At 67.1% G+C, this 15,561-nt stretch carries 17 protein-coding genes; 12 read left to right on the forward strand and 5 right to left on the reverse strand.

Going from position 1 to position 15,561, the window contains the following annotated elements:
• Positions 1 to 63: 63 nt before the first annotated feature.
• The 3 genes from XCC_RS09515 to XCC_RS09525 are packed head-to-tail and all read left to right on the forward strand — an operon-like array spanning position 64 to position 3,672.
• Complete coding sequence (locus XCC_RS09515; RefSeq protein ID WP_011036996.1) at positions 64 to 1,482, forward strand: FAD-binding oxidoreductase; 1,419 nt, start codon at positions 64 to 66, stop codon at positions 1,480 to 1,482.
• Between the two features lie 34 nt (positions 1,483 to 1,516).
• Positions 1,517 to 1,810: a DUF2388 domain-containing protein gene (locus tag XCC_RS09520; RefSeq protein ID WP_011036997.1), complete on the forward strand. Its 294-nt coding sequence runs from the start codon at positions 1,517 to 1,519 to the stop codon at positions 1,808 to 1,810.
• Positions 1,807 to 3,672: a DUF4105 domain-containing protein gene (locus XCC_RS09525; protein WP_011036998.1), complete on the forward strand. Its 1,866-nt coding sequence runs from the start codon at positions 1,807 to 1,809 to the stop codon at positions 3,670 to 3,672. The genes XCC_RS09520 and XCC_RS09525 overlap by 4 nt, the downstream gene beginning before the upstream one ends.
• Positions 3,673 to 3,920: 248 nt before the next feature.
• On the opposite strand, the gene XCC_RS09530 is transcribed toward XCC_RS09525, so the two are convergent.
• The 5 genes from XCC_RS09530 to XCC_RS09550 all read right to left on the reverse strand — a co-directional run bounded on the left by XCC_RS09530 (position 3,921) and on the right by XCC_RS09550 (position 7,635).
• Positions 3,921 to 4,322, reverse strand: coding sequence for a hypothetical protein (locus tag XCC_RS09530; protein WP_011036999.1), 402 nt, complete (start codon positions 4,320 to 4,322; stop codon positions 3,921 to 3,923).
• A gap of 1 nt (position 4,323) precedes the next feature.
• On the reverse strand, positions 4,324 to 4,890 hold the full coding sequence (gene yeiP / locus XCC_RS09535; protein WP_011037000.1) for an elongation factor P-like protein YeiP: 567 nt from the start codon (positions 4,888 to 4,890) through the stop codon (positions 4,324 to 4,326).
• Positions 4,891 to 4,990: 100 nt separating this feature from the next.
• A complete protein-coding gene (locus tag XCC_RS09540; RefSeq protein WP_011037001.1) occupies positions 4,991 to 5,761 on the reverse strand; it encodes an SDR family oxidoreductase in 771 nt (256 codons plus the stop codon).
• Positions 5,762 to 5,864: 103 nt separating this feature from the next.
• Positions 5,865 to 6,761, reverse strand: a complete 897-nt coding sequence (locus XCC_RS09545) for a hydroxymethylglutaryl-CoA lyase (RefSeq protein WP_011037002.1) — start codon at positions 6,759 to 6,761, stop codon at positions 5,865 to 5,867.
• 76 nt (positions 6,762 to 6,837) lie between these two features.
• Entirely contained in the window at positions 6,838 to 7,635 is a 798-nt protein-coding gene (locus tag XCC_RS09550) for an enoyl-CoA hydratase-related protein (protein WP_011037003.1), read from the reverse strand.
• Between the two features lie 116 nt (positions 7,636 to 7,751).
• Between XCC_RS09550 and XCC_RS09555 the strand changes: the two genes are divergently transcribed.
• From XCC_RS09555 to XCC_RS09595, 9 genes are all read left to right on the forward strand, one after another.
• Positions 7,752 to 8,000 carry a FeoA family protein gene (locus XCC_RS09555; protein ID WP_011037004.1) on the forward strand — a complete coding sequence of 83 codons (249 nt, stop codon included), beginning with the start codon at positions 7,752 to 7,754 and terminating at the stop codon, positions 7,998 to 8,000.
• On the forward strand, positions 7,997 to 9,856 hold the full coding sequence (gene feoB / locus XCC_RS09560; RefSeq protein ID WP_011037005.1) for a ferrous iron transporter B: 1,860 nt from the start codon (positions 7,997 to 7,999) through the stop codon (positions 9,854 to 9,856). The genes XCC_RS09555 and feoB overlap by 4 nt, the downstream gene beginning before the upstream one ends.
• 1 nt (position 9,857) lies before the next feature.
• Entirely contained in the window at positions 9,858 to 10,106 is a 249-nt protein-coding gene (locus tag XCC_RS09565; protein WP_011037006.1) for a DUF6587 family protein, read from the forward strand.
• A gap of 63 nt (positions 10,107 to 10,169) precedes the next feature.
• A complete protein-coding gene (locus XCC_RS09570) occupies positions 10,170 to 10,670 on the forward strand; it encodes a nuclear transport factor 2 family protein (protein WP_019237696.1) in 501 nt (166 codons plus the stop codon).
• A gap of 204 nt (positions 10,671 to 10,874) precedes the next feature.
• Entirely contained in the window at positions 10,875 to 12,077 is a 1,203-nt protein-coding gene (locus XCC_RS09575) for a PLP-dependent aminotransferase family protein (RefSeq protein ID WP_040941378.1), read from the forward strand.
• Entirely contained in the window at positions 12,074 to 12,802 is a 729-nt protein-coding gene (locus XCC_RS09580; protein WP_011037009.1) for an MOSC domain-containing protein, read from the forward strand. Before XCC_RS09575 ends, XCC_RS09580 begins: the two co-directional genes overlap by 4 nt.
• Before the next feature lie 74 nt (positions 12,803 to 12,876).
• Entirely contained in the window at positions 12,877 to 13,593 is a 717-nt protein-coding gene (gene dapB / locus XCC_RS09585) for a 4-hydroxy-tetrahydrodipicolinate reductase (protein WP_011037010.1), read from the forward strand.
• Between the two features lie 239 nt (positions 13,594 to 13,832).
• Positions 13,833 to 14,960 carry a glutamine-hydrolyzing carbamoyl-phosphate synthase small subunit gene (gene carA, locus XCC_RS09590; protein ID WP_011037011.1) on the forward strand — a complete coding sequence of 376 codons (1,128 nt, stop codon included), beginning with the start codon at positions 13,833 to 13,835 and terminating at the stop codon, positions 14,958 to 14,960.
• Complete coding sequence (locus tag XCC_RS09595) at positions 14,960 to 15,511, forward strand: hypothetical protein (protein ID WP_011037012.1); 552 nt, start codon at positions 14,960 to 14,962, stop codon at positions 15,509 to 15,511. The genes carA and XCC_RS09595 overlap by 1 nt, the downstream gene beginning before the upstream one ends.
• Positions 15,512 to 15,561 lie beyond the last annotated feature (50 nt).

Here is a 15,561-nt window from a genome sequence, read left to right on the forward strand (position 1 = left end):
GCGGCTGGACGGGGCCGGCGCAGGCTGGCACGCTGTGCGGTTCCTACCGCCGCGCTGCGTGCCATGACCGATCCCCGCATCCTCTCCTTGCAACAGGCCGTCCCCGCGCTGCGGTTGAAGACCGAGCCGGCCGACCTGGAGCACTACGGCCGTGACTGGACGCGCCGCTGGACGCCGAATCCGCTGGCCATCGCGCTGCCGGGGTCGGTGGAAGAAGTGCAGGCGGTGGTGCGCTGGGCCAACACGCATGCGGTGGCGGTGGTGCCCTCGGGTGGGCGTACCGGTTTGTCTGGTGGCGCGGTCGCGGCCAATGGCGAGCTGGTGCTGAGCCTGGAGCGGTTGAACAAGCCGCTGGCCTTCGATGCGGTGGATCGCACGCTCACCGTGCAGGCCGGCATGCCGCTGGAAGCGGTGCACAACGCCGCGCGCGAGCACGGCCTGGTGTACCCGGTGGATTTCGCAGCGCGTGGTTCGTGCTCGATCGGCGGCAACATCGCCACCAATGCCGGCGGCATCCGCGTGATCCGCTACGGCAATACCCGCGAATGGGTGGCCGGGCTCAGTGTGGTCACCGGCACCGGCGAGCTGCTGCACCTCAACAATGCGCTGGTGAAAAATTCCAGCGGCTACGACTTCCGGCATCTGATGATCGGCTCGGAAGGCACGCTGGGCATCGTGGTCGAAGCAACGCTGCGGCTGACCGACCCGCCGCCGCCAAGCAACGTGATGCTGCTGGCGCTGCCGTCGTTCGATGTGTTGATGCAGGTGTTCGCGGCGTTTCGCGCACAGCTGCGGCTGGAAGCGTTTGAATTTTTCACCGATCGCGCGCTGGAGCACGTGCTGGCGCATGGCGCGCAGGCGCCATTTGCCGAAGTGCACCCGTACTACGTGGTGACCGAGTTCGCTGCCGGCGATGAGGCGCAGGAAGCGGCGGCGATGGCGGCGTTCGAAGCCTGCATGGAGCAGGGCTGGGTGAGCGACGGGGTGATCAGCCAGAGCGATGCGCAGGCGGCGCAGCTGTGGCGCCTGCGCGAAGGCATCACCGAGGCGCTGGCGCGTTACACCCCGTACAAGAACGATGTGTCGGTGCGGATCTCGGCGATGCCGGCGTTCCTGGCCGAGACGCAGGCATTGCTGCACGACGCCTACCCGCATTTCGATGTTGTGTGGTTTGGCCATATCGGCGACGGCAACCTGCATATCAACGTGCTCAAGCCCGACGCCACCAGCCAGGCAGATTTCATCACTGCCTGCGAGCAGGTCACCAAGTTGCTGGCGCAGAGCCTGCAGCGTTTCGACGGCAGCATCTCGGCCGAGCACGGCATTGGCCTGGTCAAGAAACCGTACCTGTGGAGCACGCGTTCGGCGGCAGAAATCGCGCTGATGCGCGGCATCAAACATGTGCTCGACCCCCATCTTTTGCTGAATCCAGGCAAGCTGTTCGACATGGACGAGGTGCCCGGCGCAACGCCTGCCGGGTAGTCTCTTCACCACCTCACATGGAATAGACACGCCGATGATGCGCTCCCTGGTGTTTTGTGCGTTGACCTTGCTGCCGCTGGCAGCCGCCGCATCCAGTCTTGCGGGAACCTCGGCCGGTGCGTCGTCGGCCGGTTCGTCCAACAGCAGTAGTTCCGGCGACGACAAGGTGGTTGCCGACGCACGCGAAGATGCGGCTGGTTTCGTGGCCAGCGATGGCGCCATCCGCGGTGCGCGGCTTGAAGCGGCATTGCTGCAATTGCGCAGTCGCAGCGATGCGGCGCGCGTGTCCAGCGACCTGGAACTGGCTCAGTCCATCCTGGCGCAGTGAATCGTCGTCGCCGGTGCGCATGGCTGTGGCTGGCCGCAGCGATCGCACCGGCGGCGCACGCCCAATCGCAGCGTTCGCCCGTGCTGCAGGTGTCGGTTGTCGCATCGGAGTTGACCCCTTCCGAGCGCGCGGCCAGCCAGGCGCTGCTGCAGCAGGTCGGACAACGCTTGCCGGCGGGCTGGGTAACGCGCGATGCAGCACCCATTCAATTGCAGTGGCGCCGCGATTTGCCGGCGCAGGTGCATGGTCGTGCGATCGGCAATCGCATCCTGCTCGATCATGCGCTGTTGGATGCCTGGAGCATGCAGCCCGCCAGCGCACGCACTGACATCAGCGCCCCGGCCACACGTGCGGCGATGGCGGCGTTGGTGCATGAATTGGCGCACGTGCGCGACCGTGGAGCGGGCAGTGCGTTGTCGCGCGACCCACGCCTGCGCGATCTTGCCGGCTGGCAGGTGCGTCCCTGGCGGGTCGGGCGCGGTGCAAACCGCTTCAGCGACCGCAGTCCCGATGCCTACGAGCGGCATAGCCCGGCCGAATTTGTTGCGGTCAATCTCGAGCATTACGTGCTGGATGCGGACTACGCCTGCCGCCGTCCAGCGCTCGCGGCCTGGTTTTCCGAGCGGCTAGGGCCGCCGCACGCTGCGGCAGCATGCGCGCCGACCTTGCCGTATCTGCAGGCCGACAACGATGCCGGTGCGATGTCGCTTTTGGCGTTGGATCCGGCGCGGGTCTATGCGGTGGACTATCTGCTTGCCGAAGGCAACGAGCAGCCGATGAGTCGCTGGGGCCACGGCATGTTGCGGTTGGTGATCTGCGCGCCCGGCCGCGCGCCAGGGCCGGCGTGCCGGCTGGATCTGCAATATCACCGCGTGCTGTCGTTTCGTGCCTTCGTCGGCGATGTGCAGATCTCCAGCTGGCGCGGGCTGACCGGCTCGTATCCGTCGCGGCTGTTCGTGCTGCCGTTGAACCAGGTCATTGACGAATACACCAAAGTGGAATTGCGTGCCCTGTCGTCGGTGCCGCTGGCGTTGCGCCCGGATGAGGTCGCCGCGCTGCTGACGCGCGCCGCGCAGGTGCACTGGAGCTACGACGGGCGCTATTACTTCATCAGCAACAACTGCGCGGTGGAAACCTACAAGTTGTTGCACGACGGCGTGCCGCGTCTTGCTGAAGCCGGCGTGTCATCGATCACCCCGCGCGGCGTGCGCCAGCGGCTGCAGCGCGCCGGCCTTGCCGATCTGCATGTGCTGGACGACCCCGCGCAGGCCACACGTCAGGGCTATTACTTCGAGTCGGCGGCTGCGCATTATCAGGCCATGTTCGACGTGCTTCGGCGCGGCATTCCGGTACCGCAGATGAGTGTTGCGCAATGGCTGGATGCCGCGCCTGGCGCACGCGCGCAGTGGTTCGACCGCGGCGGCCTGCGCGAAACCGCAGCTGCATTACTGCTGGAGCAGGCCGCGTTACGGCGACAGGAGCTGATTGCGCGCGATGCGCTCAAGCGCCTGTTGCGGCCCGGCATCGCCGAGCGCGCAGCAGTGCAGGATCAACTGCAAAGCCTGTTCGTCCGGCAGGCGCGGCTCAGTCATCCGGCGGCGCTTCTCGATGGCCCCGGCTACGGATTGCCGCAGTCCGACGAGCAGCAACGTGTGCGCGCCCAGGTCGCGCAGGCCAGTAGCGGCCTGGCCGATGGCTGGAAGCAATTGCAGGCGTTGGGCCGACAGCAGTTGTCTGCCGAGCTGCGCGATGATCTGGAACAGAGTGAGGCGAACGTGGAAAGGCTGCGTGCACGATTGCGTGTGCTTGCACAGCCGGTGCAGGCAGTTGCGGCTGTGCCGGAGCAGGCAATTGCAAAGTGAGCGGCGACGTTTGCATCCGCGTCGGTTGATGGCGGCATTGCAGGCATTGCGGGTGCATCCGACAGACGAACACGCCCGCGACTTGAAGGGCTTTAGGCAACTGCGAATGAGTTGACGCTCACAACAGCGCGCATGCCGCGTTGCGCAAACTAACTACAGAGCGGACGCACTTTCCAGCGCGTCCAGCGTGAGAAAGCGGCTTGGGATCGTCGGGAACACAGCCAGCCGCTACGTCTGCATGGCACGGCTCAGCTCGCGGGCTGCAGATCCGCTTGTTTTGCATAGTTGCGCAGCCACTCGCTGACGCCGGCATCGTTGCGGTAACGCTGCATCAAGGCAGCCAGCTGGGCGGGTGCCGGCGTGCAGTACTGTTCTACGGCCGCTTCGATTTCGCGGCGGCGCGCGTCGTCGTACGGCTCTTCGCCGGCGAAATGCTCGCAGGTGTCGTAGTCGTCCACCAGCTTGCGCACGTCATCCGGCATGCCGCACAGGCCGGCCGGATGTTGCAGCCATTCCTCTTCCACCACCGGGTCGGTGCAGGCGAGTGCAGCGGTCACGGGGGCGACCGCCGCAGGGGCGGGCGCCGGTGCCGGCTCGGCGGTGCAGGCACTCAGCGCCAGCAGCGCGAGCAGGCACAGGATGCTGCGCATGTCAGTCGGCGCGGCCAGCGAATTCGCCGGTGGTGGTGTTGACCAGCACGCGTTCGCCGTTGGTGATGTATTCCGGCACCATGATTTCCAGCCCGGTGTTGAGCTTGGCCGGCTTGGGCCGCTTGGTGGCAGTGCCGCCCTTGAGCTCTGGCGGGGTTTCGACCACTTCCAGCGTCACCGTCTGCGGCAGCTGCACGGCGACCGGCTGGTCGTCGATCACCTGCACGAAGATGCCGGTGAGGCCATCGGTGATGTAGCCGGCGTCGGTGCCGATCACCTCCGCGTCCAGCATGTAGGGGGTGTAGTCCTCGTCGTCCATGAACACAAAGGCCTCGCCGTCCTTGTACGAATAGGTCGACTGGCGGCGCAGCAGTTCCACTTCCGGCAAGTTGTCGTCGGCATCGAAGCTGGCATCCAGCTTGGCGCCGCCCGGCACGCTGTACATGATGAAGCGGAAGCGCACATTGCCGCCGCGGCCCTGCGGCGAGCTGCGTTCGATGTCGCGGATCTGGTAGATGCCGCCGTTGTATTCGACGACGTTGCCTTTCTTGATGTCGTTAGCTTTCATGGGAATCGGGAGTTGGGAATGGGGAATTGGAAAAGCCGGGGCCGGGGTGCTGGGAGTGGGACGCGGTTGCGATTCCTCATTCTCGATTCCCCATCCCCTGCTACTTGGGCGCCAAGCGCACGCCGCCGTCCAGGCGAATGACTTCGCCGTTGAGATAGCGCGTGCGCAGGATGAATGCGACGGTTTCGGCGTACTCGTCGGGTTGGCCCAGACGTGAGGGGAACGGGATCGAGGCGGCCAGCGATTGCTGCACGGTTTCGGGCATGCCATCCAACATCGGGGTCCAGAACACGCCGGGCGCAATGGTCATGACGCGGATGCCGAAGCGGGCGAGTTCGCGCGCCATCGGCAAGGTCATCCCGACCACGCCACCCTTGCTGGCAGCATACGCGGCCTGGCCGATCTGGCCCTCGTAGGCGGCCACCGAGGCGGTGTGGATGATCACCCCGCGCTCGCCATCCTCGCCGGCGGCGTTGTGTTGCATCACATCGGCGGCGGCCTTGGCGACATTGAAGCTGCCGACCAGATTGACCATGACGGTGGTGCGGAAGGTGGCCAGCGGCATCGCGGCCTCCTTGCCCAGCACGCGGCCGGCGCCGAGGATGCCGGCGCAGTTCACGGCCAGGTTGAGCCCGCCCAGTGCCTGCGCCGCTTGCGCGACATTGGCGGCGACCTGCGCTTCATCGGTCACGTCGGTGGCGAAATAGTGCGCGTTGCCCGCGCCCAGCAAGGCCAGCGCCGCGTCGGCCTTGTCGGCGTTGACATCGAACAGCGCGACCCTGCCGCCGTCGGCGACGATGCGCTGCGCCACGGCCAGGCCGAGGCCGGAAACGCCGCCGGTGACGATGGCAAGGACAGAAGAAGGCTGCATGCGCGTGGGTTCCTTGAAAGCGGGGATGCCGGCCGGCGATCGGTCGGCGATTCTAGCCGAAGCGCTGATCGCATCGCTGCGCGGCGCAACGCGGGTGGAATGATCAGGCGGCCGCCGCCAGTGCCTTGCCGACCTTGCTGCCGGTTTCCCTGCCCAGCAGTTGCGCCAGCCAGCGCCCGGTGCGGGCGAGGGCAGGCAGGTCGATGCCGGTGGGCATGCCCAGGCCATGCAGCAGATAGACCACGTCCTCGCTGGCGACATTGCCGCTGGCACCCTTCGCATACGGGCAGCCACCGGCGCCGGACACGGCCGCGTCCACCACCCGCACGCCTTGCTCCAGGCAGGCGGCGATATTGGCCAGCGCCTGGCCGTAGGTGTCGTGGAAGTGCACGGCCAGGGCCTGCAGCGGGATGCTGCCGGCCACCGCGGCCAGCATCTGGCGTGCCTTGGCCGGGGTGCCGACGCCGATGGTGTCGCCCAGCGAAATCTCGTAGCAGCCCAGGCGGTACAGCCGCTCGGCCACATTCACCACATCGGCCACCGCCACCTCGCCCTGGTAGGGGCAGCCGAGCACCGTGGACACGTAGCCGCGCACGCGCACGCCGTCCTGCGCGGCCTGCGCCAGGATCGGCCGGAAGCGCTCGATCGATTCGTCGATGCCGGCATTGGTATTGGTGCGGTTGAAGGTTTCGGAGGCCGCGGTGAACACCGCCACTTCCTGCGCGCCGGCCGCGTGGGCACGCGCATAGCCCTGCAGGTTCGGCACCAGCACCGGGTAGGCGATGCCGGGCTGGCGGGTGATGCCCGCAAACACCTCGGCGGCGTCGGCCAGCTGCGGCACCCAGCGCGGGCTGACGAAGCTGGTCGCCTCGATCGTGCGCAACCCGGTGGCCGAGAGCTGGTTGATCAAGGCGATTTTGTCGGCGGAGGCAATCGGGTTGGCTTCGTTCTGCAGGCCGTCGCGCGGGCCCACTTCGACAATGCGTACGAAGTCGCTCATGGGCGGCTCCGGGCCGTGGAGCGCCGTTGCTGCTGCCCGCTGCACGGCATGGGGTCGGCTAGATACCAGGACAGCCTCATGCGTTTTCCTCGCTCGCCCACGCCGGTGGGCGCTTGTCGAGGAAGGCGCCCAGGCCTTCCTGGCCTTCCGGCGAGACCCGCAAGCGGGCGATCAACGCGGCGTTGGCCGCATCGATGGCATCGCGTTCGCAATGCGGCAGCATGCTGCGCACCAGCGCCTTGGCGCTGCTTGCGGCCTGCGGAGCGGCGGAGAGCAGCAGGCGGATCTGGCGCTGCACCGCAATGTCGAGCTGGTCGGCGGCCACCAATTGATGCAGCAGCCCGAGCGATTGCGCCATGCCGGCATCGAAGATTTCCGCGGTGGCGAACCAGCGCCGTGCCTGGCGCGCGCCGATCGCGGCGATCACGTAAGGCGAAATCACCGCCGGCAGCAGGCCAAGGCGGCTTTCGGTCAGGCCAAAGCGCGCCTCGGTACAGCCGATGGCGATGTCGCAACACGCCACCAGGCCGACGCCGCCGCCGAACGCGGCGCCATTGACGCGCGCAATGGTGGGCTTGGGCAATTCGTCCAGCGTGCGCATCAGGCGCGCCAGCGCCAGTGCATCGGCCGCATTGTCGGCTTCGCTGGCGCTGACCATGCTGCGCATCCAGTGCAGGTCGGCGCCGGCGGAAAACGCCGCGCCGGCACCGGTGACGACCACGACCCGCACCTGCGCATCGGCACCGGCCTGCTGCAGGGCGCCGGTGAGGGCGGCAATCAGGGTCGCGTCGAACGCGTTGTGCACTGCCGGGCGATTGAGCCGCAGCGTACGGACCGCTCCCTGGTCCTCGACGATCAAGCCGGTTTCCTGCATTGCGCATGCGTCCATGAATGGGATGCGAACCATGATAGCCGGCCCACCCGCTGGAGCCATGACGCGGTGCGTCGATGCTAGAATTGAGAACCATTCCTAACAATCAGGCCGTCTTTGTGACGTTGTCGGATATGCCATTGCATCGCGTCGCCACCGTGGAATCCGTGCAGGACCGTCAGCCCAACGACACCATCGCCCGGCGTCTGCGCGAACTAGGCTTCGTGGCGGGGGAAGAGGTAACGGTGCTGGCGATGGGCCCGGTTGGCCGCGAGCCGTTGCTGGTGCAGGTTGGCTATACGCGCTTTGCACTGCGCCGCAGCGAGGCGGCCCGTGTGCAGGTGCGTGACGACGGAGTGGCGGCATGAGCGCGATCGGCCTGCCGATGCGGCTGGCGTTGGTGGGCAACCCCAACAGTGGCAAGACCGCCTTGTTCAACCAGCTGACCGGCAGCCGGCAGAAGGTGGCCAATTACACCGGCGTCACCGTCGAGCGCAAGGAAGGCCATTTCCGTGCGCCCTCCGGGCGCGAGTTTGCGGTGCTGGATCTGCCTGGCGCCTACAGCCTGCAGCCGGCCAGTCTGGACGAGGCGATCACCCGCGATCTGTGCCGCGGTTTTTACCCCGGCGAGCCGGCGCCCGATGTGCTGGTCTATGTGATGGACGCGACCAACCTGCGCCTGCACCTGCGCTTTGCGCTGGAGCTGCGTGAGCTGGGCCGCCCGATGATCGTGGCGCTGAACATGATGGATGCCGCCCAGCGGCGCGGCATCGTCATCGACTTGCCCGCACTGGAGCAGGCGCTCGGTGTGCCGGTGGTCGAGACGGTGGCGGTGCGGCGCGGCGGCGCCAAGGCGCTGGTCGAGCGCATCGACGCGCAGGCCGCGCACCTGGCTGCCCCCACCGCCACGCCGCCGGCCGATGGCAACTATCACGCCCAGGTGCGGCAGATCCTGAGCGCGGCGGTGACCATGCCCACGCGCACCTCGCGTGTGGACGATGCGTTGGACCGCTGGCTGCTGCACCCGGTGTGGGGGCTGGTGACGCTGGCGGTGGTGATGTTCCTGATCTTCCAGGCGGTGTACGCCTGGGCCACCCCGGTGATGGACCTGATCGACGGCGGCACCGCGATGCTGGGCGAGTGGGTCGGCACCCACATGGCCGAAGGCCCGCTCAACAGCCTGCTCAAGGACGGCATCATCGCTGGCCTGGGTGGGGTGATCGTCTTCCTGCCGCAGATCCTGATCCTGTTCGCCTTCATCCTGGCGCTGGAAGAGTCCGGCTACCTGCCGCGCGCGGCGTTCCTGCTCGATCGCATGATGGCCTCGGCAGGCCTGTCTGGGCGCTCCTTCATTCCGCTGCTGTCGAGCTTTGCCTGCGCGGTGCCCGGCATCATGTCCACCCGCAGCATCCAGGACCCACGCGACCGCCTGGCCACCATCATGGTGGCGCCGCTGATGACCTGCTCGGCGCGGTTGCCGGTGTATGCGCTACTGATCGGCGCCTTCATTCCGCAAAAAACGGTGTGGGGCATCTTCAATCAGCAGGGGCTGATCCTGTTCGCGCTGTATGCCGCGGCCATCGTCAGTGCGCTGCTGGTGTCGTGGACGATGAAGAAGTGGCGCCGCGACAAGAGCGAGCATCCGTTGATGCTGGAGCTGCCGTCCTACCGTGTGCCGCAGCTGCGCGATCTGGCGCTGGGCCTGTGGGAGCGCGCGGTGATCTTCCTCAAGCGCGTGGGCGGCATCATCCTGGCGCTGACCATTCTGTTGTGGTTCCTGCTGTCGTTCCCGGCCGCACCAGCCAATGCCACGTTGCCCGCAATCGACTACAGCTTCGCCGGGCGGATCGGCCATGCGATGGCGGTGTTCTTCGCGCCGCTGGGCTTCAACTGGCAGATCTGCATTGCGCTGATTCCCGGCCTGGCGGCGCGCGAGGTGGCGGTGGCGTCGCTGGCCACGGTCTATGCGTTGTCCGCAGCCGATGACGACGCGGCCGCGCAGGCGCTGTCGCCGTTGATCAGCGACGGCTGGTCGCTGGCCACCGCGTTGTCGTTGCTGGTCTGGTACATCTACGCACCGATGTGCATCTCCACGCTGGCCACGATCAAGCGCGAAACCAACTCGTGGAAACAGATGACCATCAGCGCGGTTTACCTGTTCGCGCTGGCCTATCTGGCCTCGCTGGTGACCTACCAGCTTGCCGTGTTGTTCGGAGCCGGCTGAGATGTCGTTGACCCTGCAATACGTGATCATCGCGCTCGCCGTGCTGGTGAGCGCATGGGTGGTGATGAAAAAACAATTCCCCGGCACGCTGCGGCGTCTGCGCGGCGCGCTTGCGCTCGCCTTGGTGCGCGAGGGCCGCCCCGCGTGGATGCAGGCAATGGGGCGCCGCGTCGCACCGCCCGCCGGGCAGGGCGCGGCCGCCTGCGGTGGCTGTGACAGTTGCGGGCCGAAGACGCCGCGCAGCCACTGACGGCCGGCAGCGCCTTCGCTACACTTGCGCGGCCGCAGGACGCGGCAGTCCAGGGGAAAGGCGATGCGTGTGTTGGTGTTGCTGGCCGTATTGGCAGCGATTGCGGGGATTTATAACTACGGTGGCAATGCGCTGGACGAGCAGCAGGTGCGCGATCTGTATGCCGCGCACGACAAGGCGATGCTGGCCCAGGATGGTGAGGCCTTGTGCGCCATGACCGCACCGGATTTCGAGATGGTGGTGCTGTACCGCATGGATTCGCACCAGCAGCGCCGCACCACCTCGCGCGAAAAATACTGCAAGGCCAATGGCGAGTGGGCGCAGGCGCTGCGCCAGGTGCATGCGTCGGTCAACCTGGGAGACGTGATGGACTACAAGCACTCCATCACCAAGATCGAGATTGCACCGGACGAAGCCTCGGCCATGGTCGAAACCCGCGCCACGATCGGGTTGCCCGGCATGCGCATGACCTTGCGCAGCCGCGACAAGGTGATTCGCAAGCGCTGGAAAACTCTGGTGGAACGCAGCGAAGGCACCGCCTGGGTCGGGCCCGCGTACGACTGAGCGCGGCGCGCGCGCCGCCTTTGGTGCGCGGGAGCACTGGCGCTTTCAGCATCGTGCGGCAGTGAGCGCGCCAAGCAGTGATGCCATGCGCTGCCGAATGCACGCATGGCAGCGCAATCACGCGGTAAACAATCGTAGTCAGGCCGCACCGCGTTCGCTGCAGCGCACAGCGCGTTGGCGGCGGGCAGTCGCTATGCTTGGTTGATGACGACCTCTTTCCAGATCTCCCGACGTGCGCAGGCGCTGACCAGTTCGGCGATTCGCGAAATCCTCAAGATCACCGAACGGCCGGAGGTGATTTCCTTTGCCGGCGGCCTGCCGTCGCCGGCCACGTTCCCGGTGGAGCGCATGCGTGCGGCCAGCGACCAGGTGCTGCGCGATGCGCCGCAGGCGGCGCTGCAATACGGCCCCACCGAAGGGTATCTGCCGCTGCGCGAGTGGGTCGCCGCGCGGCTGAGCCGTGACGGTGCCAGCATCCGCCCGACCCAGGTGCTGATCACCACCGGATCGCAGCAGGGGCTGGATCTGCTGGGCAAGATATTCATCGACGAAGGCAGCAAGGTGCTGGTGGAGACGCCGAGCTATCTCGGTGCATTGCAGGCGTTTTCGCTGTTCCAGCCCAACTTTGCCGGCATGCCGTCCGATGCCGATGGCGTGGTGGTGGATGCACTGGACCCCTCGCTGTTGGCCGATGCGCGCTTTCTGTATTGCCTGCCCAATTTCCAGAACCCCACCGGGCGCCGGCTGCCGCTGTCGCGCCGCCAGGCGCTGGTGGCGCGGGCTGCGGAGGCGGGCGTGCCGATCGTCGAAGACGACCCGTACGGCGAGCTGTACTACAGCGGCGAGCCGCTGCCGAGCCTGTTGTCGATGCACCCGGACGGGGTGATCTACATGGGCTCGTTCTCCAAGGTGCTGGCGCCTGGTCTGCGCCTGGGCTACGTGGTGGCACCGGAGGCAGTGCTGGGCAAGTTGATCCAGGCCAAGCAGGCGGCCGATCTGCATACGCCGTCGTTTACCCAGCGCGTGGTGCACTCCACGTTGCAGGACGATTTCCTGGATACGCATATTCCGCAGATCCGCGCGCTGTATGCGCGGCAATGCAGCCTGATGCTGGAGGCGCTGGAGCGGCACTTTCCGCCGCAGGTGCAGTGGAATCGTCCCGACGGCGGCATGTTCCTGTGGGTGACGCTGCCGCAGGGCCTGGATGCCAGCGTGCTGCTGGCGCGTGCGATCGCGCGCAATGTCGCGTTTGTGCCCGGCGCGCCGTTCTTCGCCACCTTGCCGCAGACCAATACGCTGCGGCTGTCGTTCGTTACCGTGCCGGGCGAACGCATCGATGCCGGCATCCAGGTGCTCGGCGAATTGCTGCGTGAGGCATTGGCGGAGCTGCCGGGGCAGGGCGCGTGAGCGCTGCGGAGGCACGCCTCTCTACACCGACGCAGTTGACGCGGATCGACAGCGTGGCCACCGGCGTGGCGCGTGACTTCACCCGCCCGGGCAGCCGCAGTGCGATCGACAAGCGCATGGTCACGCGGCCGCTGCAGATCTGTGCCGAAGGATTGGAGGGCGACGAGCAGGGCGACCGCCGCGTGCATGGCGGTCCCGACAAGGCGATCCACCATTACCCGCGCGACCACTATGCGGCGTGGCAGGCCGCGATCGGCGCGCATGCGTTGCTGGAGGCGGCCGGCGCGTTCGGCGAAAACCTCAGCAGCCTCGGCCTGACCGAGGCCGATGTCTGCCTGGGTGATCGCCTGGCGCTGGGCAGTGCGGTGGTGGAGGTGTCGCAACTGCGGCAACCGTGCTGGAAACTCTCCGACCGTTTCGGCCTGCGCGACATGGCGCGCCGCGTCCAGGACAGCGGCCGCACCGGCTGGTATTACCGCGTGCTGCAGCCCGGGCAGCTGGCGGCCGGCGATGCGCTGACGCTTCTGGAACGCCCGCATCCGCAGTGGACGCTGTCGCGCGTGCAGCAGGTGCTGTATGCGCGCGAGGTGGATGCCGAGGCCATTACCGCGGTGTTGCAGCTGCCGCTGGTGCCTTCGTGGCGCGCGTTGTTCGAGCGCCGCCTGCAGCGCCGCGAAGTGGAGAGTTGGGGCGCGCGCTTGCACGGCGCTGTCGATCCGGGATGAGCGCTGGCGTCACGCGCAGCAGGCGGTTGCCGGTTCATCTTGTGAAACCGTTGCCGCCTCGCTAGCCTGACCCCATGACAACTTCTCCCGTAAAAGTTCTGATCCACGGTGCCTCCGGGCGCATGGGCAAGGCATTGCTGCGATTGGCCGCCGAAGACGACGCCTTGCACGTCGTCGGTGCGGTGGTGGGGCGGTCGCCCTCGCAGCGCGTGGTGGACGGCGTGCCGTACTTCGCCGCCAACGAACTGGGCGGTGCGCCGGCGTTCGATGTGGCGATCGACTTCAGCCTGCCGCAGGGCTTTGCGCCGATCCTGGCGTTGTGCGTGCAGCGCGGCAAACCGCTGGTCTCGGGCACCACCGGGCTGGACGAGGCGCAGCGGGCCGGCTTGCTGCAGGCTGCGGGCCAGATTCCGCTGGTATGGGCGTCCAACTTCAGCCTGGGCGTGGCGGTGCTCACCGAACTGGTGGAGCGCGCCGCCGGCAGTCTGCCGGGCTGGGACTGCGACATCATCGAAGCCCATCATGTGCACAAGCAGGACGCCCCCTCGGGCACTGCGCTGACGCTGGGTGAGGCCGCCACTGGCAGCGGGGCGCAGCCGCGGTTCGCCAGCGTGCGTGCCGGCGACATCGTCGGCGAGCACAGCGTGCAGTTCACCGGGCTGGGTGAACGCGTCGAGCTGATCCACCGCGCCACCAACCGCGACATCTTCGCGCGCGGTGCGTTGCATGCGGCCAAGCGCCTGCTCGGCAAGCCGCCGGGCAGCTACCGGGTGCGCGATCTGGTGCTTTAAACGCGGGCGTCCGGTACATGAATGGACGCATGCCAGCGGGCCGTATTCACCTGGCAGCGATGCGGCGCCCGCGCTGATCGGTGTGCCGCGCACTGGCATGCCGGGGCACTTGCCTTTACAATTCTCGCTTGCCCGAACCTAGCGTCGGACCGGTCCCCAGCACCGCGTCCGCGCTTTGCTGCAACCGGAATTTGGCCGGGAGCGCATCGGAGTCCCAGGCAGCCAGAGCGAGACCCCACGTGACCCAACCCGCAATCCTTGTCCTCGAAGACGGCACCGTGTTCGAGGGCGAATCCGTAGGCGCCAACGGGCTATCCGTCGGCGAAGTGGTGTTCAACACCGCCATGACCGGTTACCAGGAAGTCCTGACCGATCCGTCCTACGCCCGCCAGATGGTCACGCTGACCTATCCGCATATCGGCAACACCGGTTTCAACGATCAGGACGACGAGGCCAAGCAGGTGTGGGCCGCCGGCCTGATCGTGCGCGATGTGCCGCGCCGCCCCAGCAGCTGGCGCAATCAGGTGGCGCTGCCGGCTTGGTTGCAGACCCGCGGCGTGGTGGCCATCTCCGGCATCGACACCCGCAAGTTGACCCGTCTGCTGCGCGAGAAGGGTGCGCAGAACGGTGCACTGATGGCCGGCGAGATCGATGTCGAAAAGGCATTGGAAGCCGCGCGCAAGTTCCCCGGCCTGAAGGGCATGGACCTGGCCAAGGTGGTCTCCACCGAAACCACCTATCAGTGGCAGGAAGGTCAGCTGGACCTAAACGCGAACGCCTTCGTGCAGGCCGAGCTGAAGTTCAAGGTCGTGGCCTACGACTACGGCGTCAAGATCAACATCCTGCGCATGCTGGCCGAGCGCGGCTGCGACGTCACCGTGGTGCCGGCACGCACGCCGGTGGCCGAGGTGCTGGCGATGCAGCCCGACGGCGTGTTCCTGTCCAACGGCCCGGGCGACCCGGAGCCCTGCGATTACGCCATCAGCGCGATCCAGGAGTTGATCGCCAAGAAGGTACCCACCTTCGGCATCTGCCTGGGCCACCAGTTGCTGGCGCTCGCCGCCGGCGCCAAGACGGTCAAGATGGCTACCGGCCACCACGGCGCGAATCACCCCGTGCAGGATCTGGATGGCGGCCGGGTGATGATCACCTCGCAGAACCATGGCTTTGCGGTGGATGAGACCACGTTGCCGGCCAACGTGCGGGTGACCCATCGCTCGCTGTTCGATGGCACCAACCAGGGCATCGCCCTGACCGACGCGCCGGCATTCTCGTTCCAGGGCCACCCGGAAGCCTCGCCGGGCCCGCGCGATGTCGGGCCGTTGTTCGATCGGTTTGTCGCATCGATGGCCGAGGCGAAGTCTTGATGCGGGTATGCCTGCTGCTGGCGCTGTGCTGCACGGTGGGCGTGGTGCATGCCGCGCCAGCCAGCGATGGCGCGGTCAAGACGCTGGTGACCCGGTTGGGCATGGGCGGGCTTGGAACCGACATGGCCGACTTGACGGTCAAGAGCACGCCATCGTTGAGCGCACTGGATGAGGCGCAGCGTGTCTGCGCGCGCAAGCCGATCCAGGACATGATCGACCAAGGCTTTCGCAGCTCGATGATCGCCGGTCTCGGCGCCGACGGCGCGCAGGTGGTTGCCGATTGGGCGCAGTTTCTGGACACCTCCGCCGGCAAGTCGCTGGCGAGCGTGTTTGCCGGGTCCAACGCGCAGACGATTGCCGACAGGGCCGGTGCAGGGCTGGACGAGAAGGCACATGCCGAGCTGGACACGTTCCTGCGCAGCCCCTCCGGCGCACGCCTGATGGCCGCGCTGGATGCCGCCTCGCCGATGCCCGAGGACCACGAAGCACGCATGGCGAAAGACCTGAAGGCGCAGTGCGGCATCGTGCTGACCGCCGATGCCGTTTCCTGATCGACAGCGTCCGATCACTCCCCCTATTTGTCACGCTGTCCAGACTTAGA

This window comes from Xanthomonas campestris pv. campestris str. ATCC 33913 (assembly GCF_000007145.1).
GTDB classification, from domain to species: Bacteria; Pseudomonadota; Gammaproteobacteria; order Xanthomonadales; family Xanthomonadaceae; genus Xanthomonas; species Xanthomonas campestris.